Raw genomic sequence first — 21,849 nt, 5'->3', positions numbered from 1 at the left:
CTTAACATGATTGATGGCTTAAAGGAGAAGGAAAGGCTTCAGCCTTTCCTTTCAATTTCAGGTTATTATCGTTCAATTTATTGATTTTATTTCGAGAATTTATATCATACAATCCTTTAGTTTTTATTATAAATCCTTATAGGTTAGGAGTCTTGAATCTATTTAGAAAATATCGATACAAATCCCTTTTAAAAATTATACAAAAAGGAGGAGAAGAAAATGACGAAAGCTGTAATTGTAGGTGGCGGCATCATTGGACTTGCTAGCGCGTATTTTCTTAGGAAGAAAGGATTCGATGTTGTGATCATTGATAAAGGGGAGCCTGGTTCCGGATGTTCCAGTGGAAATATGGGGTGGGTTTGCCCGAGTTTATCCGACCCGGTACCAGCTCCAGGTTTGGTGAAAACGTCTCTAAAATGGATGATGAAACGGGATAGCCCACTTTATATTAAACCTTCTGTAGTTCCCTCATTGTCCAATTGGTTATATCAGTTTTGGAAATATTGTAGTGAAGAAGCCTATCAAAAAGGATTTGAGGCGGGATTGGAATTAAGCAAAAATACTTTAAGATTATTCGATGAGCTGGAAGAAGAGGGCGGTTTAGAATTTGAGATGCATCGTAAGGGATTGCTTTTTGTATTTTTAAAAGAAGGTTACATAGAAGAAAAGATTGATAGTTACCGAATCGTTGAGAAAATTGGTTTACCCCTGCCTGTTGTGAAGACAAAGAGAGAAGTGATTGAAATGGAGCCTGCTTTGTCTGATGCTGTTGCGGGAGGAATTTATCTTCCTGCTGAACGTCATGTCCGGCCCGAGTCACTAACTCAAGCACTCACGAAATGGCTTGTTGCTAATGGGGTAGAGGTGAGGTCCCAAACAGAAGTAAAGGACTTAATACGTCAAGGTAACCAGATTATTGCTGCGAATATAGGAGATACGACAATTGAAGGGGACCACTTTCTTGTAACTACTGGTGCTTGGGCTGGTCAGATGTTAAATAAAGTTGGAATTAAAGTTCCTATGACTGCTGGAAAAGGATACAGTCTAACTATTTCTTCTCCATCTATTCAGGTTCAACAGCCTCTTTATTTAGGAGATTCAAGGGTTACCATCAGTCCTTTTAATGGATCCACGAGAATTGGAGGCACGATGGAATTGTCAGGGTTAAATTCTGATCAAGATCAGCGTAGAATCGAAAGCTTAAGACAATCTGTTAATCAGTATATACGGAAGCCAATTAGTGGAAAAGAAAAGGTTTGGAGCGGGATGAGGCCAATGACTCCAGATGGCTTGCCAGTTTTGGGAGCGATTCCGAGTTTTACAAATCTATTCGTTGCTTCCGGCCATGCTATGAGCGGAATATCCATGGCGCTTTCAACAGGCAGTGTAATGTCAGATTTAATTTCTAATGGGAAGTCTGATATCGACCTATCTCCTTTTGCGCCAGACCGATTCAACACAAAACTTCAGAATGATTAGATAAATGAAATAACAAGATAGGTGAGGAGGTTATTTTATTGATTTAGCTGAATTAACTGTTAGTTGGCTTTTAAAAAGTTATTATTTAATATTTCAGGCGGCTGACTAGAATTGAAGCATGGAATACTCCAGGCGCCGTATAGAGGTGAGTTTTTTTGTTGATGTTAAACGCTTTAACTATTAAAGAGCTTTATTCAATGAAAGATTGTATAGAAGATGTAGAAAAAGCTTTTTGTTACGGTTACGCTAATAATACGGTTGCACCAATTAGAGTATCTATTCCACATGAAAAGCTTGGTGCGGAAACCTTGTATATGCCATCTTATATCGAGCCGGAAAACTATACAGCTATAAAAGTTGTCAGCATTTTCCCTAACAATATCAAAGAAGGCAGGCCAGTGCTCCAAGGTGTGATTTTACTGACAAATGCGTTAACCGGAGAACATGTAGCTGTAATGGATGCAAGCTACTTAACGGTATTAAGAACAGGTGCATCGAGCGGTGTAGCAACAAAATATTTAGCTCGAAAAGATTCGAAAGTTTGTACAATTTTGGGCTGTGGTGCTCAAGCCATCGGTCAAATTCAAGCAGTGATGGCAGTGGTTGATCTGGAACACATCATACTTTTTAATCGTACGATAGAAAGAGCTGATGTATTAAAAGAAGAGCTGCATTCTATATATCCTGATTGGAAAGGAACTATTACCATTCAAGCGAATGCGAATAATGCTGTGAGCGAAGCAGACATCATTATTTGCAGTTCGAAAAGTTCAACGCCTCTATTTGATGGTACTTTATTAAAAAAAGGGACTCATATAAATGCAATTGGCTCTTATCAGCCGGAAATGCAAGAGGTTGACGTCCAAACACTTAATAGGAGTAATAAAATTGTTGTTGATACACTGGAAGGTGTTCTACATGAGGCCGGTGATTTCCTTGTCCCACAAAAGGCCGGATTATGGAGTTCTGATTCTATCTACAGTGAAATCGGTGAAATCATTTGCGGTAAGAAAATTGGCCGAGAGACTCAAAGCGAAATTACCTTCTATAAATCGGTGGGTATTGGCTATCTCGATACCATGGTTGCAACTAGTGTTTATAAAAAAGCAATTAGGAATGATAAAGGAGATAGTCTTATTCTTTAAATATTGGAGCCAGTGGTTTAATCGACGAAACCTTAATACCAAGGCAACCATATCACCTTGCCGAATATCTGTATTATAACAAAAAGAGAGCCTGGAATACTCCAAGCTCAAAGGATTGTAGGGGGTCAACTATCTGAATAGTTCGACCAACTTAATTATAATTGATTCTAAATCTAAATTCCATACAATAAAGCATAAACGCACAAAAGCGTTAATACATAATATTTATTATCTTCAATATGGGTACAGCAAACCCAGAAAATCTGTTAATTGTAGACTTTTGAAGAAGTTCCTTTTGCTTAACATACAGGGCAAGCCATGCCTCAAGGAAAATACGTCTGGGAAGCATAAGGGGAAAACCACCATCTCCAAGAGGCCGGAAGAAGTTAAGGGCTCTGATTAGTTTAATATTAATCGTGGAGAACCGTATCACAAATAGTGGTAAAGCAGAGAGTGGAAGTAACTCTGGATAAAGATTTATTAAAGAGGCTAATTTAAATTGAAAGAGACCGTTGGTTATTTAGACGGTCTCCTTTTGGTTTCTTAAACTTGTACTTCACTCATAAATGCATGAGTATTATCTTCTGTATCTTTAAAAAATACCATCCATGTTTCTGTTTGTCCCATTTTCGCTACAACATGTGGTTCATCAATAAAGATAACTTCTTTACCTGCTAAGCTCTCATAAGTATCTTTAATATTAGTTACTTGAAAATAAATAACTGAACTTGAATGAGCGAATTCATCTTTTTCTGGTAGTGATAATATTAGCCGCAAACCATTACATTCAAAGAAAGCCATACTATCAGTGTTAAATAAAAGGGAGAGACCTAATTTCTCTTTATAAAAATCTAATGCTCTATTCAAGTCTTTAACAGGTACACCAATCTGTCCAACCCTTTGAACCATTGTTGTTTCCATAATACATTTCTCCTTTCAAATATCTATTCAAGGTAAGCATAAATAATTTCCTCTAATTTTTCTTATCCAATATCACCTTTTTTCGATATTCTATAGGAGATATACCAACATGTTGTTTAAACATTTTACTAAAGGACACAGGGTTTTGAAATCCAAGTATAAAGGTTATATCAGTCATATTTTTATCTGCTTTTGATAATAGTTGCTTTGCTTTTTGTATTCTAAATTCTGAAATATGCTGATGAGGTGTTCTGCCGTATATTTGATTGTAATTTCTTAATAAATGGTTAGGTGATAAACAAGCAACTCTAGCAACTTCATCTAGTTTTATAGGTTGATTAAAATATGATCTAATATAATCATGTGCAATACTTACCCTTCTATATAATTCTTCACGTGTAGAATTACGAATTGCATGTAATGATTCAATTTCTTTATATGTATTAAAGTGTTCATTTAAAATAGAATACATTATCTTATGAAATTGTTCCTCATAACCAATGGAATCAATCTCAAGACTAGGTAATATCTGCATAAAATTTTCCAGTTGAGAAGATAGAGCATTATTTTTATGATAGGTTTTTTCAAAAAAACCAATAGAACTTGTATCCTTAAACGGATCGCTTAGAAGACGATCATTAGTTTCTTTGAAGGAATGAAGGACTTCTTCTGCAAACCCATCTTTAAAGAAAAGACAAAAGGATTCTACAACTTTAGGTTCATCAATTGATATAGTGTACTCACCCTCATTGAGGAGAAGGTATCTACTCTCTTCAACAGCAAAAAAGCCTTTGTTAGTCTTATAATGGGCTTTACCATTAAAGAATGTTTTAAGAGACAGTTGACCAATCCCTTCCCAGTAAAACTGTTCACTTTTTGCATGCAACACGAAATTGGCAGATTCATTTTTTGTCATAATACAATCTCCATAGTAGATAACTTATTTTTCCATAGTAATATTATACATAATAATAGAATTTTAAGTTGTTCATATATATTACCAACGAATTTGGATGAACCGTACCATAAATAAATGAGGGTTTTTATTCTTGGGAAAATAAAAGCCAAAAATGAAACAAGTTATGAATAAAACTTGCATATTTTTGGCTTCTATTGATTCTTGCTTAAGAAAGAAAATGCTTATCAGTTACGTTTGTTTTCTTTAGATACCGTGTATTTTTGACACTTTATGTATAAAATAATTACATATAAATTAACAAAGCAAGATCCATCAAGTCAATTAATTTTTTGGACACAAAAAATTCCTGAGTTGTCACTCAAGCCAGCGTTACTTTTATGGATAATTTATATTTTGTTCTCTTATAGAACTATTTTTAGTAAACTTCTTTATTTCTTCATCTTCTTAACAGCCCTTGTTTCAAATGAAATTTATTTCGTTCATATTAATTTGGCTTTCGAACTTTGTTGAAAAGAAGCACCCTTACAAATGGACTTCAACTAGTTGATTCAATTAGATCACACTATTTGTCGATGTAGCATTTTATTTATTTGAAATCAATTACAGTTAGGAATCCAAAGGAAACCTATGGATTTAACGGCATTCTTAGAATAGATTTTATGATTGAATTCTGTATGATTATAGATATTAAAGAAAGGGTAGTTATGTAAAAAACTACCTCTCAATAATATAGATAATCCTCATTTAGATACTTTACGGTGAACCGTACCATAAGAAAATGAGGTTTTTTCAAAAATATTGATTTGCCTTTTTGATAAATCACAAGCGAGGTTGCCAAAGTAAAAAGTGTGGTAGAATAAATTATCTTAAAAAAGTATATAAGGTGTTTGATGAAATTGGAAATTAAACATTTGGAGTGTTTTATTGAAGTTACACGTACTGGCAATTTCACTATTGCAGCTGAAAATCTGTTCATTACGCAGCCTGCCCTCAGTAGAATTATCAAATCATTAGAGGTTGAACTTGGTACACAGCTATTTATTCGTACAAGAAAAAAGCTGATATTAACAGATGCAGGATTTATTCTAAAAAAACATGCATTAACAATTGAAAAGCAGTTGCAACTATTGGATGCGGAACTTGGTAAGATGTTCATGCTGAAAAAGAGCCATGTCCGTATTGGGCTCCCTGCGATTACCAATTCCATTTTCTTCTCACAACTGATTGCTTCGTTTCATGAAAAATATCCAGAGGTTACATTTCAATTGGAGGAGCATGGATCTAAGCCGATTGAAGAGAAGGTTATAAATGGCTTGCTAGATTTTGGGGTTGTCGTTCTTCCAGATAAAATTGATGATTTCGACTATTATATGTTTGTTAATGAGGAATTGAAACTAGTTGTACCCTCGTCTCATCGTCTTGCCGGGAAACAGGAAGTGTCATTGGAAGAGCTTAAAGAAGAGAGCTTTATTATGTTCAACCGGGATTTTGAGTTAAGAAACCTTGTCACCACTGCTTGCAGAGAAGCTGGTTTTCAACCGATAATTATTTCGGAAACATCACAATTAGATTTTATTCAAGAATTAGTTGCTTACAATATAGGTATTACATTGCTGCCTGAGAATACATGTTTAGAACTAGCAAATGATTTTCGGACTATAACCGTAACCAATCCGACAATCGAATGGAATCTAGCGATGATCTGGAAAAAAGATGCATATTTATCACAGGTTGCGAAAGAATTTATCCGATTTGCCAAAGTAAAGCTGTCGACAGCTAATCATAACCATGATTCATAATCTAGAATAAGTCAAAAATTAGAAGGCTTCCCCTTGTTTAAGAGGGGAGGTTTTTTTAATTGTATAGGCTAAAGAGCGCTTACATACTGTTTTGTTATGAATTGTATATGGGATTGGCATTGTATCTTCCCACTATAGTCATATTATAATTGTCCTTGTGAAAAAGCTAATGCATATGAGGCGAACGCTTCAATGTATTTTTAAATAGGGTGGTAGTAATTCATGGAAGCTAAAAAAGTTAAAGAAACGCGTGTTGTTCAGACGGATCAAGTACTCATTAATGATTTGAACAACTATCATACATTATTTGGTGGAGTTCTAATGAAGAAGATGGATGCTTGTGCGACGCTTTCCGCTCGCAGGCATTCACGGGTAAAGGAATGTGTTACTGCATCGACCGACTCAGTAAATTTCCTCGAACCGATTCGACAAAGTGATTCGGTCTGTATAGAATCATTTGTCAGCTATACAGGTAAAAAGTCAATGGAGATTTTCTGTAAAGTAATTGCCGAAAATCTTGAAACTGGAAACCGCAGAATCGCAGCTACTGCATTCTTAACTTTTGTACCTCTAGACCAAGATAAAAGACCGATAGAAGTGCCAACTGTTATTCCAGAAACAGAGGAAGAAAAATTTCTCTATGAAACGGGAAAAGAACGTGAAAGAGTTCGCAAGCTAAAAAGACAAAAAAATAAAGAACTCGTGTCCAAACTTTCACTGGATAAACCATGGGACTAATACGAATCAAAAAGGAGAGATATTATGCTGACAACATCGAGTTACGACCAATTGAAAAATGCGCAAATGGCAATCGGAAATTTAAAAGACGCAAAACCATCTATTTATAGAAAATTTATAAATATCATTAAACTGACTCGTCAATTACAGTTTGGATATCAATATATGGGTGCATTAATTATGGATGAAGACCCAGGTAAATTCAATTCAGCGTCAAAAGATGATTATGTTTTGTCTGTCTATTATCGGGAAATCGAAAATTTAAAAACAGATAAAAAATTCCTTGATTTACAACAGTTACTCAAAACGTATAAACAGCTCAGCTATGCTAATATTAGCAAGTTGGCTTTGGGAGAAAAACCAGAAGCATTAGTTGGTCCAACTATTGTCCGTTAATAGCCGAAGGGAACCTTTCAAACCTCACTTAGAACTTTTACGTGAACCGTACAACAAATAGTGGTAAAGCAAAGAGTAGAGGTAATTATTGGGAAAAATATTATAAAAAAGGCTATTATAACGAAGAAAACTGTTAAACCAATTCATTATTGCTAAGTTTTAGTGTTTTATCTGCCCTGCTCATTTTTGAGTGGGGTATTTTATTTTTTTCAAAAATAAAAAGAAAGACTCTATATTTAGAATCTGTCTTTTTCGCCTATTATCATTAAGCTTTATTTACATTTGCAGCATTTATTACGAAAAAGTAGGAGCAGGGAATTCATCAATTTTCATACGTAGTAAACTATAAGGTTTCTGTCGAAGGTCTTTTCCGTAATGAAACCTTGCCTGCCGATGTAATTGGTTCACAATGACATATAAGTATTGATCCGGCCCAATTGAAAAAGTATCTGGCCATAAAATTCTCGGATCATGAGCGATTGTTTCCATTATGCCATTCTGCAATATCTTTCGAATACTGTTGTTTTCATAGTCTCCAGCATAAATGGTTCCTTTTGCCCCAGTGATCATTCCATCAGACGCACCTTTTTCTCCCCGGTACTCCACCTGATAAAATAAATCCATGTCAGGTATCGTTCTGTCTCTTAGAGCTTCTGTTGAGATCGAAAATAAATGCCGACTGGTAAGTGGACAAAAAAATAAAATCTTTCCATCGGGAGAAATCGCTATACCATCAGACGCCAATCTAAATGGAGACGTTGAACCATCTTTGTTTCGGTTCATCAAAATTTTACCTTCTACTTTCGGTAAAAAATAAGGATCGGGTGAAGTTGAATTTGCTCCATTCAACCGTCTAAACGCGTTTCCATTTGCTAAATCTACAACGATAATAGCTCCTGGTCCTTTGGAAGATGAATCCGTTATATATGCATAACCCGCTTTTCCAACACGAAAATCAAATCGGACATCATTCAGATAAGTTGTTGGCAGGACAACATCTTCTGTAAAGGTATATACTTTTCTTATTGTATTAGTTTTTAAATCAATAGCGACTAATTTTGCCCCTCCTTTAATTGGTACAGAAAAATTCGGTGCCGCTGTATCCAATACCCAAAGTGTTCCCCTTCCATCCGCAACTACACTTTGGACACTGATGAAAGACATTGTGATATTACCTTGATTACCAAAATTGGTTTCTAAACTAGGATAAGGCTGCAAAGTATCCCCAACAATTTCCGCCACTGTGAATTTAACGTCGTCTCCCCATTTCGGAAAGCAAATGAAAATACGACCAGTTTCTGATACACTAACGCCTGTCGGCATAGCCCCATAAAATACATAGACTAGTTCTAACTTACCGAAATATTTTTCCATAGGTAACATAGGTTTCATGATATCCTCCTCAAAAATTTCGCACGGGATATCACCTAATATATGATTAAAATTTTTTCTAGTGCCTGGTTCTTAATTGGCTTTCGATAAAAAAATTGTAAATTAAATCCCAACTAATTGAAATTGTTTCCCTAAAGGTACTACTATCACTGGAAATTTCAATCTAAATTATGGGGTTAATCTCCTAAACCTAATTAAGAAAGGAGGTACAGTAGGGTTCACTAATTTGTTTTATGCCTTTCTCCATTCACAATCCCCACAGGAAAGTTTTCTATTTTATTTTCTTATAGTAAAAATAATTGAATCAAAGAGTCTAGCATCTAGTTAACGAGTGCTAGACTTTTTACTCTAATTTAGAAAAACTAATTTAGATGCACCAAGGAGAACCGTATCATAAATAACTGTAAACTCCAAGCATGTTTACTAATTATCCCAAGGACTATTCAAAGGAAAATCAAATACAGTTTTGTGTTATAGAATATAGAAAGGTGACACGAAGCATTTTTTACTATCTCGGGCTGATAAAGCTTTATACATATCTAAAGAAAACGGGCGGAAACAGATTAGTGTAATCTAAACAAAAAAGCGGCTATCGATAAAAGATAGCCTTTTTTGTTTAATTTTTTTTCTTATAAATTAGTTAATTAATATACTCGCAACTGAGCCGCCATCTACACGAATGTTTACACCATTAATAAAGGAAGCCTGTTCAGAAGCGAGATAAACAACAGCAGACGCTGCTTCATCAACTGTTCCAGGCTGTTTTACTTCGACATGTGGACGGTTTTCCTTTAAAAATTGTTGAGTAGCTTCTTCATAGGATATACTCAGCTCTTCGCATTATCTTTTAATAGTTTTTCCAGCATTGTTGTCATGATAAATGCTGGTGACACAGTATTCACCAATATTCCCTGTGCGGCATAGGCCTTTGATAAGCTCTTTGAAAAATTGATAATTGCTGCCTTTGAAGCATTATTGAAACTGCTTTTTTAGCAGCGTCAACTACAGCAAGCGGGAAGGACATACGTTTTTCTAGGGTTCCACCCCCATTTTGCTAATAATATTCTTCTCTACGGACACGATAAGACAAACGAAACTTTATAGATTGGTGGCCGTGAGAATGAAGGTATTATCTATGATTCAGCCTTGGGCAAGTCTTTTTGTCCTTCGAGAGAATGAATTTGAAACAAGGTCATGGAAAACAAATTATCGCGGGCCGCTGGCCATTCATACAAGTAAAAAAATAGACAAGGCTGTCTGCAGGCATGTGGCCATCCGTTCGCTGCTCGGTAAGCATGGATATACAGAAGAGACCCTTCCGACCGGAATGATCATTGCTGTAGGCCGACTTGAAAATTGTCTGAAGATAACTGAAAAAAATCAGACATCAGCAGTCCTGGAAAATGGACAAATCGTATCAGGAAATGATTATTTTTTAGGAGACTTTACTGTGGGAGGATATGCTTGGGAGGTTCAAGACATGAAGATCTTGAATGAACGTATCCCAGCAAAAGGCCAGCTTGGGTTATGGGAAACTGATTTATTATGAAAGGCGATGGAGGTAAGCAGTATTTCACTTGTACATAGGAATAACGGATTAATTTTTATACTGAGGTGACTTTAATCGAGAGGGGATTTAGTGATCTTTGGATTTTACAAAGGCTTTCAGCCTAGTGAAGCGAGAAAGTTCGTGGAAGGCATAAATATCATCATGCATCAGATTTTCTATTCCTCAAAAGTTGACATCCTATTAGCTGGTATATGAATAACAAATATGAATTCAGCTTTGCATTTACTGTTTGTTTTCTTTAGATGCAGTATTTTTTTGACATTATATGTACAAAATAATGCACAAGATAATAAAAATGGTGGCTAATATGAAAACATTGTGGCTTTTTCTAATTTTAGCAATATTATCCTTTGCTTCCTTATACATCTTGATGAAGAAAATGAACGTCACTAACATCTTGGGCTGTTATTTTTTCTCCAATATTTTTATTACAAATACAGGTCTGATCATTAATTTAAATTTAGAACTTACAAAGCAAGATCCAAGTCAGTTAATTTTTTGGACACAAAAAATTCCTGAGTTGTCACTCAAGCCAGCGTTACTTTTATGGGTTATTTATATTTTGTTCTCTAAAAGAACTATTTTTAGTAAACTTATTCATCTCTTCATCTTCTTAACGGCACTCATTTCAATTGAACTATTTTTCGTTCATATTGGATATTTGGAATGGGTAAATTGGAATGTATTTTATTCATATTTGAGATACACTCTGATTATTTTATTATTGGCTATTTACTCTTTTTATTTAGAAAAACTTATTTGTAGAGACAAAGAGGTGAATACTTCATGATGTTACCTCTTCCTGAGAAATTTGATGCAAATGAAATATTTATTATCTTTTCCACAATACTTACTTGGGCCCTCATGTTTATATTACCTAGACGCTTGCCTGCTGCTACCATCACAATTATTTGGACATTTAATGCTTTTCTTGCTTTGTTAGCTGATATTACCCTTAGTGTAAAACCATATGAATTATACTTTACGATTGATCATAAAAAGCATGAATTATTTGATGTATTATTGCACTTTGTAACTTACCCTACTCTTTCTTACTTTGTCGTAAACTTCTATCAATATAAAAAACCAAAAGGCCTAAAGTATCTATTTTATATTATTTTTTGGGCTGGGGTAGCGATTGCTCTAGAATGGATTGCAGTAAAGTTTCAAGTTTTTACATATACAGGTTGGAAATTGTATTTATCTTATATCACTTATTTGGTTGTTTTTGCTGCTACCATTTGGCTTTCGAACTTTATTGAAAAGAAAGACCCTTACAAAAGGACTCCAACTAATTGACTCGATTAAAACACCATTATTTGTCGATGTAACATTTTCCTATAAAATAAGGACATATTTAGAAGGGAAGTTTCACCATAAACGTTAGGATTTGTAGTCAAAAAGATTTTCATAGCACCATCATTGATATGGTGAAGTAGAGGTAATGGACTTATTATTAATCGGAACAAAAGGCAGACCAAGGATAATGTACGGAGTTGGTAATGAAAGCGAGCTCTGTTATGAACAAATTGTTTCTGAAACCATCTGTTCAATTACAGTTAAGACTTCAAAGGGAAACCTACAGGTGGCTTTTTCTTATTGAACAAACAGGGCGGTTAGTGGAAGAAGGATAAGCAGAAAAGAGTAATAATATGATTTAATATACACTTAAACCTAAATACAAGGGATCGTCTTACCTGTCGGTTAATATACAGAAAAGGCCACAAACTTAAAAAATGTGTCCTTTTCTGTATATTTTAGCTATGCTCTATTCTAGATTTATATTTAACTTGTTAATTAAATAATTTAAAGTAGGGTAAAATAAAACTTATATTAATCTATTCGAGATTAGCATGTTTACCATACATTTTATTAGAAACTAAGCCTTTTTTCTCCATAAAACGCAAGATTAAGGCATCATAAAATAACAACATCGTCTGCTCAAATAGAGATCCCATTGGTTGAATGGTCTTGTAATTACCTTCAGACTGGTCTTTCGTTACTCCCGGTAATTTAACAATAATATCAGCTAATTCTCCAATGGTTGATTCTGGGGAAATGGTTATAGCTGCGACTGTACCTCCTAAGCTTTTAGCTTTTTCAGCAATGGCAACTAAGGTTTTGGTTTCACCTGAACCAGAACCAATGATTAATAAATCGTCCTTTTCTAAATTAGCTGTTACTGTTTCACCAACCACATAAGCATCAATCCCCATGTGCATCATTCGCATTCCGAAAGATTTACCCATCAATCCAGATCTGCCAGCACCAGCCACAAAGATTTTCTTGGATTCTAAAATCTGGTTTACTAATTTCTCTGCTTCTTAATCAGAGATTAAGTGTACCGTTTGATTTAATTCTTGAACGACATCGGCTAAATATCGAGTAGTCTTCATAGTTGATTCAACCTTGTTTAATTAATTTTTGCATTTCGCGTGCTGTAGCTTTTTTATCTTCTTTATTCGTGATCCCACCACCTACGATAACTAGATCTGGGTGTTGTTTAATCACTTCAGGAAGTGTTTCTAATTTGATTCCACCTGCAATGGCAGTTTGCGCATTTTTAACAACGCTTTTGATCGTTGTAAGGTCTTCGAAAGAATTCTTTCCAACAGCTTGAAGGTCGTAACCGGTGTGAACACAGATATAATCAACACCAAGTTCATCTAGTTCTTTTGCACGGGCTGCAATATCCTTAACAGCGATCATATCAGCAAGGATTTGTTTCCCTTGTTTTTTAGCTTCTTCTACTGCACCTTTAATTGACTCGTCTTCTGCAGTTCCAAGAATCGTAATGATGTCAGCACCTGCAGCAGATGCTTGACTTACTTCATATCCAGCTGCATCCATAATTTTCAAGTCAGCTAATACGGTTAAGTTAGGAAATGCAGCTTTTACTTCTTTCACTGCTTTAAGACCTTCATTGATCACCACAGGTGTACCAATTTCTACAACATCAATATGCTCTTCTACCTCTTTCACTAATTCAATTGCTCCCGGAATATCGACAAGATCTAATGCTAATTGTAATTTCATTTATATTCGCTCCTTATAGAATGTTTTATATTGTGCTAGGAGGCTGTCATTCGACATGTGCAAATGTTTCCTTTTGAAAAGCTATTTACTAACTAGCACGTTACTTAGTATACTGAGTATATTCCAAAATAAAAAGTACGCACTTTTATCCCATATAGTGATAAAAAGTATACTATTGGATAAAATAAGGGGGGAGGTGAAGTGAGTGCCAAATTTAGGAGAGAAAACCTTCAACTGTGAAAAAGAATTAACACTTTCAGTAATTGGTGGTAAATGGAAATTGTTGATTTTATGGCATCTAGGCAAAGAAGGAACGAAACGATTTGGTGAATTAAAATCCCTTATGCCGGGTATTACCCAAAGAATGCTTGTTAATCAATTACGCGAACTTGAAGATCATTTAATAGTACATCGTGAAGTTTACCCTGTAGTTCCACCAAAAGTTGAATATTCATTGACTGAGCATGGAAAAAGACTTTTACCGATTATAGATGCTATGTATGAATGGGGAAAAGATTATATTGAGAATGTATTGGAAAAGGAGACTGAGGATCAATCAGCAGTTAAGTAGAAAAAAGTTTCTTTTCATACTGTAAGACAATCATAACTTGCCACGGTTAGCCATTTTTAAGAACTATCTAGGAAATGGATTGAACCTATTTTAGAGGCTTCTAAATAAATGGAGTTCCCATCCACTCCCATTCATCTGGATCTATGGGACCGGGAACTGATCATCAATTATTAGAGGAAGATGGGTATAAGTGGTGGTAAAGTTACTCCAAATGTAATTCAACCAGAAAATAATGTAAATCCGCCCGTTCCGTATCTGGAGCCCTTTTTAAGAAAAATACAGTTTTGAAATACTCTCCTGTCGATGCTTGTTTTTGTGTTATGTATTTTTGTTAAAAGTAGGAAACCCACAAAAGTTCATTTTGAATTTTATACAATGATTGCGGTGTGAAAGGTAACAATGACAGGCCACTTTTCTTCTTCAACTGACGGGCAGATTGAAGATCTGCTTGTGTAATATATTGAAGGAAAAAATCAGCTGTTTATTAGCAGCTGATTTTTTATTGCGTAAAACATACATTACTGCCCCTATTGATCTTTAAGGTTTAAAGCGGTATGTGCATCCTGCAGTCTCACATTTATTTGGTCATCTAAATGATTAGGATGATAATATCCATTGGCAATCATAAAATCTGTTATCTTGGCATGTGTATCCAATGCATTTCTTAATTGCTCGCGAAGAGCTGATTTCAGTTCAGGTGTAGCTGTTTCCGTAATAGCAAATGCGAGATTTCTGACGGCAGATTTAGATGAAATCAGAAAATCCGAAGCGATTGCCCGTTCTGTTAATCCTCCCATTCCAGCCATGTTTTGCAGGAGATTAGTCATTGTGAGTCTCCTCCCGGTTTGTAATAAAGGTCTGAAGTTGCTTTAGGCCTTGACTCCCTGATTCTAAATCACCAGAAAGAATCGTTTTAAGATCTCCATCAGGAAGCAATTTGCTCATAGTTACAGCTTTTGTTAAACATACTGTTTTAAATGCAATTAACTCGAGTGTCTCCAGCGTTTCATGAAGTCCTAAATATTTTGTCATGAGTATCTCTCCAATCTTTAAAAACTTCTCTTATCTTGCTTCAGACAGGAGATTTACATTCCACCAAAAATATTCCATAATCAGTAACATTCCATTGAATAATATTCACATATTAAAGGGATTTTAATTTTAGGAGGTGAAGTCATGGAGAAGAAAAGCTTGGCTTATCATGAAACAATGGAAACACATGAGGTATTAAACCTGAAAACTGTATGCTTATTGAAATCAAAGCTTATGCAGGGCCTTTGTTTCGATAATGATTTAAAAGCACTGATGGAAAAAGATGTTCAACAGTCAATCGCAGCGATAAATGAACTTAAAGAATTTTATAAAGGGGCAAGAACCAATTATATAAAGTGAGGTGAAAAAATATGGAAATGGATTATTTGGATCCCCAAGGGGCTGAACATATGCCAGAAATGGCAGATTCAGGCATTGCATTGGAATTTCTTCTTTCAGTTAAAACGGGCATTCATACATATGCCATTGCGTTAACTGAAACAGCGAGCCAGGAGTTAAGGGAAGCATTATATAGGCAAATGGAACAATCCATTGATTTACACACAGAGATATCTGAATTGATGATAAGCAAGGGCTGGTTATATCCGAAAGATGTTGGCAAGCAAGTTGAGTTGGATCTTAAATCTGCCGACAATGCTTTAATGATTGCAGGGATGAACTTATTCCCGAATGATACGGATAGACTTGGAATGTTTGCAACGCCTAATAAATAAGGGAGGTTAGAGAAAAATGAAAGCTGTCACGTACCAGGGGAATAAAAATGTCCAGGTAAAAGAAGTAAAAGACCCAAATATTAAAAATGGTGATGATATCATTGTAAAAATAACTTCTTCTGCTATATGCGGATCCGATTTGCATTTGATTCATCAAATGATTCCCAATATGCCAACTGATTACGTAATAGGCCATGAACCGATGGGGGTAGTCGAAGAAGTAGGACCGGAAGTAACAAAATTGAAAAAAGGGGATCGGGTAATTATTCCCTTTAATGTAAGCTGCGGGCATTGCTGGTACTGTAACCATGACTTAACCAGCCAATGTGATAATTCAAACCCTCATGGTGAAATGGGCGGTTTCTTTGGATATTCAGAAACAACCGGTGGATTTGCTGGCGGACAAGCTGAATATATGCGTGTTCCATATGGAAACTTTACTCCATTCAAATTACCGGAGAACTGCGAAGTAGAAGATGAAAAGTTGGTGTTACTTGCAGATGCAGCCTCAACAGCTTATTGGAGTGTAGATCACTCTGGTGTCAAAGCTGGTGATACTGTCATCGTTTTAGGATGTGGTCCAGTAGGTCTCCTTGCTCAAAAATTTGCCTGGTTTAAAGGTGCTGAGCGTGTAATTGCGGTCGATTATCACAATTACCGGCTTGAGCATGCGAAACGGACCAATAAAGTGGAGACTGTAAATTTTGAAGAACATGAAAACGTTGGCGAATATTTAAGAGAGATAACAAAAGGTGGAGCAGATATAGTTATTGATTGTTCAGGTATGAGCGGCAAAATGACGCCTCTTGAATATCTTGCATCCGGAATGAAGCTTCATGGCGGTGCAATGGGCGGGCTTGTCATTGCGTCACAGGCTGTACGCAAAGCTGGGACCATCCAAATTACCGGTGTTTATGGGGGACGTTATAATGGGTTCCCGTTAGGAGACATTTTCCAAAGAAATGTTGACATTAAAACGGGGCAGGCCCCAGTTATTCCGTATATGCCTTTTCTTTACAATCTTATATCTGAAGGAAAGGTTGATATTGGTGATGTAATTACACATGTTCTTCCATTAGACCAGGCAAAGCATGGATACGAAGTTTTTGACACAAGGACCGATAATTGTATAAAAGTCATTCTAAAACCTTAAATTGAATAAATCCAGGATGAATTCCCCTTTTAGAATGGGAGGTTGTATTTTGAATAACAAGGACTCATTATTTGGGATAGCAGTTTTGAGCATACTATTAACAACGATCTACACGGCAATACTTGCATCACAATTAATGGCCACAAAACATAAGGTTGATTACCTTTATTTCAAAAATAAATTTACAGAAAAATAAAATAATCAATTAAGGCGGTGATCATCCATCGTCTTTTTTGTTGAATCATGATTTAATTACCGAGCACTATAGAGTGCGTAACTTAAAGTTCGGCTGATATTACATAGACTAAGGTTTGATTTAGTTTGATTAAGTAAAGTTGGTTTATAAAGAGTGGGTTCTTATGTGTAAAGGAGCGGTGGGATGTCTGAAAAAATAAAGAAGTTAGAAGATTTTGTGCGTGAAAAGTGGGTTCTTGATTTTAAATTGGTAAAAATGAAGATGTCCCATGGACATCATTTTCGAAACAACTTGATAAAGTTAAAATTACAATTATTTCTACTTGAGGGGGTTTATATTAAAGGGGAACCCCTTTTACCGATCATTATGGTTTGGGTGATCCATCATATCGTGAAATTTCTTCTAATACGCCTATATACAGGCTAGGTCATTTTTGTATGAATGGGGTAAAAACTATATGGAGAATGTGATGGATCCTCCTGCCGATAAAAGTGCGTCTATTTAATAGCAATCGTTCTAAAAAGAGGAGGGGGTTAAAAACCACAAGTAGACTTTTAATAAGTCCAGACTTGTGGTCTTTTTATTTGCAATGATCCAGTGCATAAAGTAAATGTAGGAGTACAATCTGGAAAAAGGTGAATAATATTCCTGTGTTGTAAAGGATTTTAGCTGAACTGTTTTATAGTAAGGAATCAAGAATAATACATATTTAAAGGTGAGATGATGAAAAAATTTGTTGAGTATGTTTTTTTAACTTTGGGGTCGTCAATCGTTGCTATGGGATTAGAAACGATGTTAGCACCAAACGGGCTAGTAGATGGTGGTGTAACAGCGTTATCGATTATGGCCAATGCTTTATGGGGAATCCCAATTTATGTTGTATTTTTGGGCTTGAATATTCCTATCTTAATTTTTACAGCTAAAGAAGTGGGTAAAACCTTTGTCATTAGATCTCTATATGCAAATATCATTACTACCGTTGGTTTAGTACTATTTAAATCAATTCCTCCTATTACTCAATCTGAAGTATTAATTGTGTTATACGGTGGGGTAATCTTAGGAGTTGGGATAGGAATCGTTGTAAAGTTTGGCGGTGCAATAGATGGAACTGAAATGCTGGCGATTTGGTTCAACCAACACTTTCGATATCCGATTGCCTCATTTTTATTAGTCGTGAATGCTTTCATATTTACGATTGCAGCGTTTGTCTATTCATTGGAACAGGCCATGCTTTCTCTGGCGGTTTTTTATATAGTGACGAAAATGATTAATTATGTTTTAGATGGGCTAAATCATGGGAAATCTGTCATGATCATTTCAGAAAAACCGGATGAAGTTGGAGATAGTATTATCAATCAATTAAATATCAGCATCACATTTTTATATGGAGAAGGCGGTTTTTTAGGGGAAAGAAAGAAGGTTATTTATTGTATTACAAACAGGTTTATTTTTTCCAAATTAAAAAGTGTCGTTTTAGCAGCAGATCCATCAGCTATTATGGAGGCATCCTATGTTTGTGAAACATCTGGAATAGATAGGTCGCTTATATTACCGAAAGCCAACCCTTCTAGCAATAAAAAGTAATATTTACTTCCATTAGTTAGCATCCTGTTTGATGCTAGAGAATAGAAAGTTCGTATATTACCTGTTATAATCTAATTCGCAAAGGTTTGATAAATGTCTGTGTAAATGACAAGGTCCAAGAGTCGACATTAAGAATAAATATAAAAAATATAACACCAAGTCTTGAACCCAAGAATACTCCCTTATTTATCATGAGTTGTTAAAACTATTATTTAAATCATGACTCAAAGGCAATTTTGAAAGATCCTTGTACATTTACGGGGATTTTTCTGTTTTAAATCCCCTGATGGAAAAAATCGAATAACTCTCAATAGTGTATAGAAGTATACTAAGTATATTTTTGTTTACTATATAACATAAAAGTGCGTACTTTTAATTGTCTGTTGTAGATATTATACTAATATCAACACCGCAACCAATTCTTCTTAATCGGCGATTGTTAAGGTCAAAAGAGAGATATACCATTAGACATTTTAAGAGGGAATGAATAATTCTCCTTTGTATTTTGTAAATAAAATCTAATTTATGATAAATCATTTTTTTTATTTTAACTGTAATAATATAAATTACAGTTTTTAGGTGGAAGTTATAGATCCTATTCAATATAAATCGTCAATTAATGAACACAGAAAGGAATGAAAAGATTATGTTAAGGCCAAAAGCAAGGCATCGAAAAGTTTGCGAAAACCGCTCAGTCATTCGTTCATGGCTCATGGACTTAACTGAACGTGCATTTTCTAAAGATGCCAACTTAGAACACATCAAAGGAACCATGCATTCTTCAGGAGAAGGAAATTGGAAAGTGGAAACGGCTTTAGATTTGCAGGCAGCCATTCCTGTGATTGCCATGTCTCTTTTGATGCGCTATCGCTCCTTAGATCATGACACCTTTACCGGGAAAGTGGTCGCTGCTCTTCTGAACGAGTTTGGTGGACATGAAGTCAAAAAAGCAATTCCTAATATTGAGTGGATTTTGTAAGCAAGCTACTTAACATATCAAAACAATCCGCAAAGTGAAAAAGGGAGTGAAATCATGAATGTAATGGATGCAAAAATCATTAATACCCAATATGGTTTGGAGACCTATTTAGACGTTGTAAAAAGTGTGGATGTAAGAGATCTTCATTATCCTACAGAGACAGAACTGTTTTATGAAATCACAGTAGGGATAGAGTATTTTCTATTAAAGGAAGGAAGTTATTATGACAGTAGAAAGAATTATTTTCGTATCCGTATGGATTCCGATTTCGGTTCCGTAACGCTCGTAGAAACAAAAACGGAAAGTTTATTTGCTGTCAAAAATGAAGGCGAGAGAGACACAACAAAGGAACTGGTTGGAGAATGGCTCATAAAGACCCATGCTTTCAAACAAGTTATCAATGAACTGATTGTTCAAAAGAGAATGGAAAACGTTCAAACAGAGGGAGATATTCAAGTAGTACTAGGAACTATAAGATTCCTAGAGAAATTACTCGAGATCAAAACAGAAGACATTTTAAGTACCAATGTTGAGAGAGACCTTGAGTATGTTCATTAGTAACTTTTAAGATGATGGGAAACATTTATGTCGTATTCTATTTTAGAAAAATGAATAAGGGAACCTTAAAGTTGTTGAGGTTTACCTAAACAATTCCGTATGGGACAGCCCTCTATCTGCCATATGTTATTGACATAACAAAAAGGCGGAAAAAGTAGAGGATATGAAAAAATCTACATCGCGGCTAACAACGGAGATGAAGATAATCAGAGCATGGCACAGAAATGAATATTTTTACTTCTGTTTTGTCAATGAAAGGAGGTGAATGAGCATGAGTAAAAAAATCGCTGCACTTATAACAAACTTATTTGAAGATGTGGAGTACACTGAACCAGCACAAGCCTTTAAAGAAGCTGGTCATGAAGTTATCACGATTGACAAACAATCAGGTAACCAAGTAACTGGTAAAAAAGGCACAACCGTAAAAATTGATAAATCCATTGATGAAGTTCATCCTGCAGACTTTGATGCGTTGCTTATCCCTGGTGGATTCTCTCCTGATTTATTGCGTGAAGACGATCGTTTTGGTGAATTTGCAAAAGCATTTATCCAAGATGGAAAACCTGTTTTTGCCATTTGTCATGGACCACAAGTGTTAATCGATACAGACCTTTTAATAGGTGTCGACATCACTGGCTATAAATCCATTCGCAACGATTTGAAAAATGCTGGTGCAAATTATAAAGACGAAGAAGTTGTCATCAGCAAAAATATTGTAACAAGTCGAGAACCAAAAGATATTCCAGCATTTAATCGTGAATCACTAAAACTTTTAGCTAAATAATAATGCTGATGTATAAACGTAAATATTTCTAACTTGCGGATTCTTTATTCAGAATCCGCAAGTTGGTTAAACAAATATATGAATAAAGGAGGTTATGACGTTGTCATTAAAAGGAAAAAGAGTGGTTGTTTTAGGAGGTACATCTGGTATTGGTTTAGCCGCTGCTAAGGCGTTTCTCGATGAATCCGCTCAAGTCATTATTGCTAGCCGTTCTGCTTCAAAATTATCTGACGCAAAAGTGAAGCTTGGTGGTAACGTAGAGGGCTATGAAATCGACTTTCGCAGCGAGGAAAATGCTGCAGACTTTTTCAAGAAGGTTGGGAAATTTGATCACCTGGTGGTTACGGCAGGTGAAGGCGCAATGGGTCACTTTAGCGAACTGCCTGTTGCAGCCGTAAGAGAGGCTTTTGATAGCAAGTTCTGGGGGCAGTATATTTCGGTTCGTGCTGCTCTTCCATACTTAAATAATGAAAGTTCTATTACATTAACTTCTGGTGTATATGGTGTGCGTCCTCCTCAAGGTGCAACGACTCTAGCTTCCATTAATTCAGCAATCGATGGATTAGTACGAGGACTTTCAGTAGACCTGGCACCTATCAGAGTAAACGTGGTATCACCTGGTATCGTTGACACTCCTCTTTACGGCGGAATGCCAGAAGATCAAAGACAAGATATGTACCATGGGATTGCTAAGCAATTACCTGTCGGACGTGTAGCTCAACCTAAAGATATAGCTGACACCTATGTTTACCTAGCGAAAAATGGGTTTACAACTGGCACATCGGTTCTTATCGATGGAGGAGCCCATCTTATCTAATACATTGATATCAAAGTCGATTGATAAATTGATTTAGAATAGAAGT

At 35.6% G+C, this 21,849-nt stretch carries 24 protein-coding genes and 3 pseudogenes; 18 read left to right on the top strand and 9 right to left on the bottom strand.

All coding sequences use genetic code 11. From position 1 onward, the window contains the following. Positions 1–219: 219 nt before the first annotated feature. Positions 220–1,479 (top strand): NAD(P)/FAD-dependent oxidoreductase, encoded by a 1,260-nt coding sequence (locus tag A361_RS15840; RefSeq protein WP_019382168.1) that lies wholly within the window; start codon positions 220–222, stop codon positions 1,477–1,479. Positions 1,480–1,634: 155 nt separating this feature from the next. Further along, positions 1,635–2,624: an ornithine cyclodeaminase family protein gene (locus A361_RS15835; protein WP_026041732.1), complete on the top strand. Its 990-nt coding sequence runs from the start codon at positions 1,635–1,637 to the stop codon at positions 2,622–2,624. Positions 2,625–3,167: 543 nt separating this feature from the next. Here A361_RS15835 and A361_RS15830 read toward each other — a convergent pair. After that, on the bottom strand, positions 3,168–3,545 hold the full coding sequence (locus tag A361_RS15830) for a VOC family protein (RefSeq protein WP_019382165.1): 378 nt from the start codon (positions 3,543–3,545) through the stop codon (positions 3,168–3,170). A gap of 52 nt (positions 3,546–3,597) precedes the next feature. Beyond that, positions 3,598–4,461, bottom strand: a complete 864-nt coding sequence (locus tag A361_RS15825; RefSeq protein WP_019382164.1) for a helix-turn-helix domain-containing protein — start codon at positions 4,459–4,461, stop codon at positions 3,598–3,600. An 899-nt stretch (positions 4,462–5,360) separates the two neighbouring features. Between A361_RS15825 and A361_RS15820 the strand changes: the two genes are divergently transcribed. From A361_RS15820 to A361_RS15810, 3 genes are all read left to right on the top strand, one after another. After that, on the top strand, positions 5,361–6,263 hold the full coding sequence (locus A361_RS15820) for a LysR family transcriptional regulator (protein ID WP_019382163.1): 903 nt from the start codon (positions 5,361–5,363) through the stop codon (positions 6,261–6,263). A gap of 222 nt (positions 6,264–6,485) precedes the next feature. After that, complete coding sequence (locus A361_RS15815; protein WP_019382162.1) at positions 6,486–7,001, top strand: acyl-CoA thioesterase; 516 nt, start codon at positions 6,486–6,488, stop codon at positions 6,999–7,001. Positions 7,002–7,025: 24 nt separating this feature from the next. Then, the gene (locus A361_RS15810) at positions 7,026–7,397 is read left to right on the top strand and encodes a hypothetical protein (protein WP_019382161.1); all 372 of its coding nucleotides are present in this window, start codon (positions 7,026–7,028) and stop codon (positions 7,395–7,397) included. Positions 7,398–7,691: 294 nt separating this feature from the next. Here the strand turns inward: A361_RS15810 and A361_RS15805 are convergent, their stop codons facing one another. From A361_RS15805 to A361_RS29460, 3 genes and pseudogenes are all read right to left on the bottom strand, one after another. After that, positions 7,692–8,789, bottom strand: coding sequence for an L-dopachrome tautomerase-related protein (locus A361_RS15805; RefSeq protein WP_019382160.1), 1,098 nt, complete (start codon positions 8,787–8,789; stop codon positions 7,692–7,694). Between the two features lie 636 nt (positions 8,790–9,425). Next, on the bottom strand, positions 9,426–9,614 hold the full coding sequence (locus A361_RS31500) for an SDR family oxidoreductase (RefSeq protein WP_350338692.1): 189 nt from the start codon (positions 9,612–9,614) through the stop codon (positions 9,426–9,428). Positions 9,615–9,616: 2 nt separating this feature from the next. Then, a pseudogene (locus A361_RS29460) lies at positions 9,617–9,751 on the bottom strand (short-chain dehydrogenase); the annotation flags it as partial. Positions 9,752–9,909: 158 nt separating this feature from the next. On the opposite strand from A361_RS29460, the gene A361_RS15800 reads away from it, so the two are divergent. From A361_RS15800 to A361_RS15790, 3 genes are all read left to right on the top strand, one after another. After that, positions 9,910–10,338 (top strand): hypothetical protein, encoded by a 429-nt coding sequence (locus tag A361_RS15800; protein ID WP_019382159.1) that lies wholly within the window; start codon positions 9,910–9,912, stop codon positions 10,336–10,338. A 328-nt stretch (positions 10,339–10,666) separates the two neighbouring features. Beyond that, on the top strand, positions 10,667–11,149 hold the full coding sequence (locus A361_RS15795; RefSeq protein ID WP_019382157.1) for a hypothetical protein: 483 nt from the start codon (positions 10,667–10,669) through the stop codon (positions 11,147–11,149). Then, complete coding sequence (locus A361_RS15790) at positions 11,146–11,658, top strand: CBO0543 family protein (protein ID WP_019382156.1); 513 nt, start codon at positions 11,146–11,148, stop codon at positions 11,656–11,658. The genes A361_RS15795 and A361_RS15790 overlap by 4 nt, the downstream gene beginning before the upstream one ends. A 539-nt stretch (positions 11,659–12,197) precedes the next feature. On the opposite strand, the pseudogene hxlB reads toward A361_RS15790, so the two are convergent. Next, a pseudogene (hxlB, locus tag A361_RS15785) lies at positions 12,198–12,755 on the bottom strand (6-phospho-3-hexuloisomerase). Between the two features lie 7 nt (positions 12,756–12,762). Then, positions 12,763–13,395 (bottom strand): 3-hexulose-6-phosphate synthase, encoded by a 633-nt coding sequence (hxlA, locus tag A361_RS15780; protein ID WP_019382153.1) that lies wholly within the window; start codon positions 13,393–13,395, stop codon positions 12,763–12,765. Between the two features lie 205 nt (positions 13,396–13,600). On the opposite strand from hxlA, the gene A361_RS15775 reads away from it, so the two are divergent. Next, complete coding sequence (locus A361_RS15775) at positions 13,601–13,966, top strand: winged helix-turn-helix transcriptional regulator (RefSeq protein WP_019382151.1); 366 nt, start codon at positions 13,601–13,603, stop codon at positions 13,964–13,966. A 527-nt stretch (positions 13,967–14,493) separates the two neighbouring features. On the opposite strand, the gene A361_RS15770 is transcribed toward A361_RS15775, so the two are convergent. Beyond that, positions 14,494–14,793: a spore coat protein gene (locus A361_RS15770; RefSeq protein ID WP_019382150.1), complete on the bottom strand. Its 300-nt coding sequence runs from the start codon at positions 14,791–14,793 to the stop codon at positions 14,494–14,496. After that, on the bottom strand, positions 14,786–14,998 hold the full coding sequence (locus tag A361_RS15765) for a hypothetical protein (RefSeq protein ID WP_009330592.1): 213 nt from the start codon (positions 14,996–14,998) through the stop codon (positions 14,786–14,788). The genes A361_RS15770 and A361_RS15765 overlap by 8 nt, the downstream gene beginning before the upstream one ends. A gap of 144 nt (positions 14,999–15,142) precedes the next feature. On the opposite strand from A361_RS15765, the gene A361_RS15760 reads away from it, so the two are divergent. From A361_RS15760 to A361_RS15720, 9 genes and pseudogenes are all read left to right on the top strand, one after another. Next, entirely contained in the window at positions 15,143–15,358 is a 216-nt protein-coding gene (locus A361_RS15760; RefSeq protein ID WP_019382149.1) for a hypothetical protein, read from the top strand. Between the two features lie 11 nt (positions 15,359–15,369). Beyond that, positions 15,370–15,732, top strand: coding sequence for a spore coat protein (locus A361_RS15755; protein WP_019382148.1), 363 nt, complete (start codon positions 15,370–15,372; stop codon positions 15,730–15,732). A 16-nt stretch (positions 15,733–15,748) separates the two neighbouring features. Further along, complete coding sequence (locus A361_RS15750; protein ID WP_019382147.1) at positions 15,749–16,885, top strand: zinc-dependent alcohol dehydrogenase; 1,137 nt, start codon at positions 15,749–15,751, stop codon at positions 16,883–16,885. A gap of 49 nt (positions 16,886–16,934) precedes the next feature. Then, complete coding sequence (locus A361_RS29970; RefSeq protein WP_019382146.1) at positions 16,935–17,081, top strand: hypothetical protein; 147 nt, start codon at positions 16,935–16,937, stop codon at positions 17,079–17,081. Positions 17,082–17,804: 723 nt separating this feature from the next. Next, positions 17,805–18,665: a YitT family protein gene (locus A361_RS15740; protein WP_019382144.1), complete on the top strand. Its 861-nt coding sequence runs from the start codon at positions 17,805–17,807 to the stop codon at positions 18,663–18,665. A gap of 673 nt (positions 18,666–19,338) precedes the next feature. Beyond that, positions 19,339–19,644: pseudogene (locus A361_RS15735) on the top strand (6-phosphogluconate dehydrogenase (decarboxylating)); the annotation flags it as partial. Positions 19,645–19,698: 54 nt separating this feature from the next. Next, a complete protein-coding gene (locus tag A361_RS15730) occupies positions 19,699–20,202 on the top strand; it encodes a hypothetical protein (RefSeq protein WP_019382142.1) in 504 nt (167 codons plus the stop codon). A 271-nt stretch (positions 20,203–20,473) separates the two neighbouring features. Next, complete coding sequence (locus A361_RS15725) at positions 20,474–20,986, top strand: type 1 glutamine amidotransferase domain-containing protein (RefSeq protein ID WP_019382141.1); 513 nt, start codon at positions 20,474–20,476, stop codon at positions 20,984–20,986. Between the two features lie 100 nt (positions 20,987–21,086). Then, the gene (locus A361_RS15720; protein ID WP_019382140.1) at positions 21,087–21,803 is read left to right on the top strand and encodes an SDR family oxidoreductase; all 717 of its coding nucleotides are present in this window, start codon (positions 21,087–21,089) and stop codon (positions 21,801–21,803) included. Positions 21,804–21,849 lie beyond the last annotated feature (46 nt).

Origin of the sequence: Cytobacillus oceanisediminis 2691 (assembly GCF_000294775.2) — a bacterium.
GTDB lineage: Bacteria > Bacillota > Bacilli > Bacillales > Cytobacillaceae > Cytobacillus > Cytobacillus pseudoceanisediminis.
Note: the sequence above shows the minus strand (reverse complement) of the source record. Positions and strands in the feature narration are given on the sequence as shown.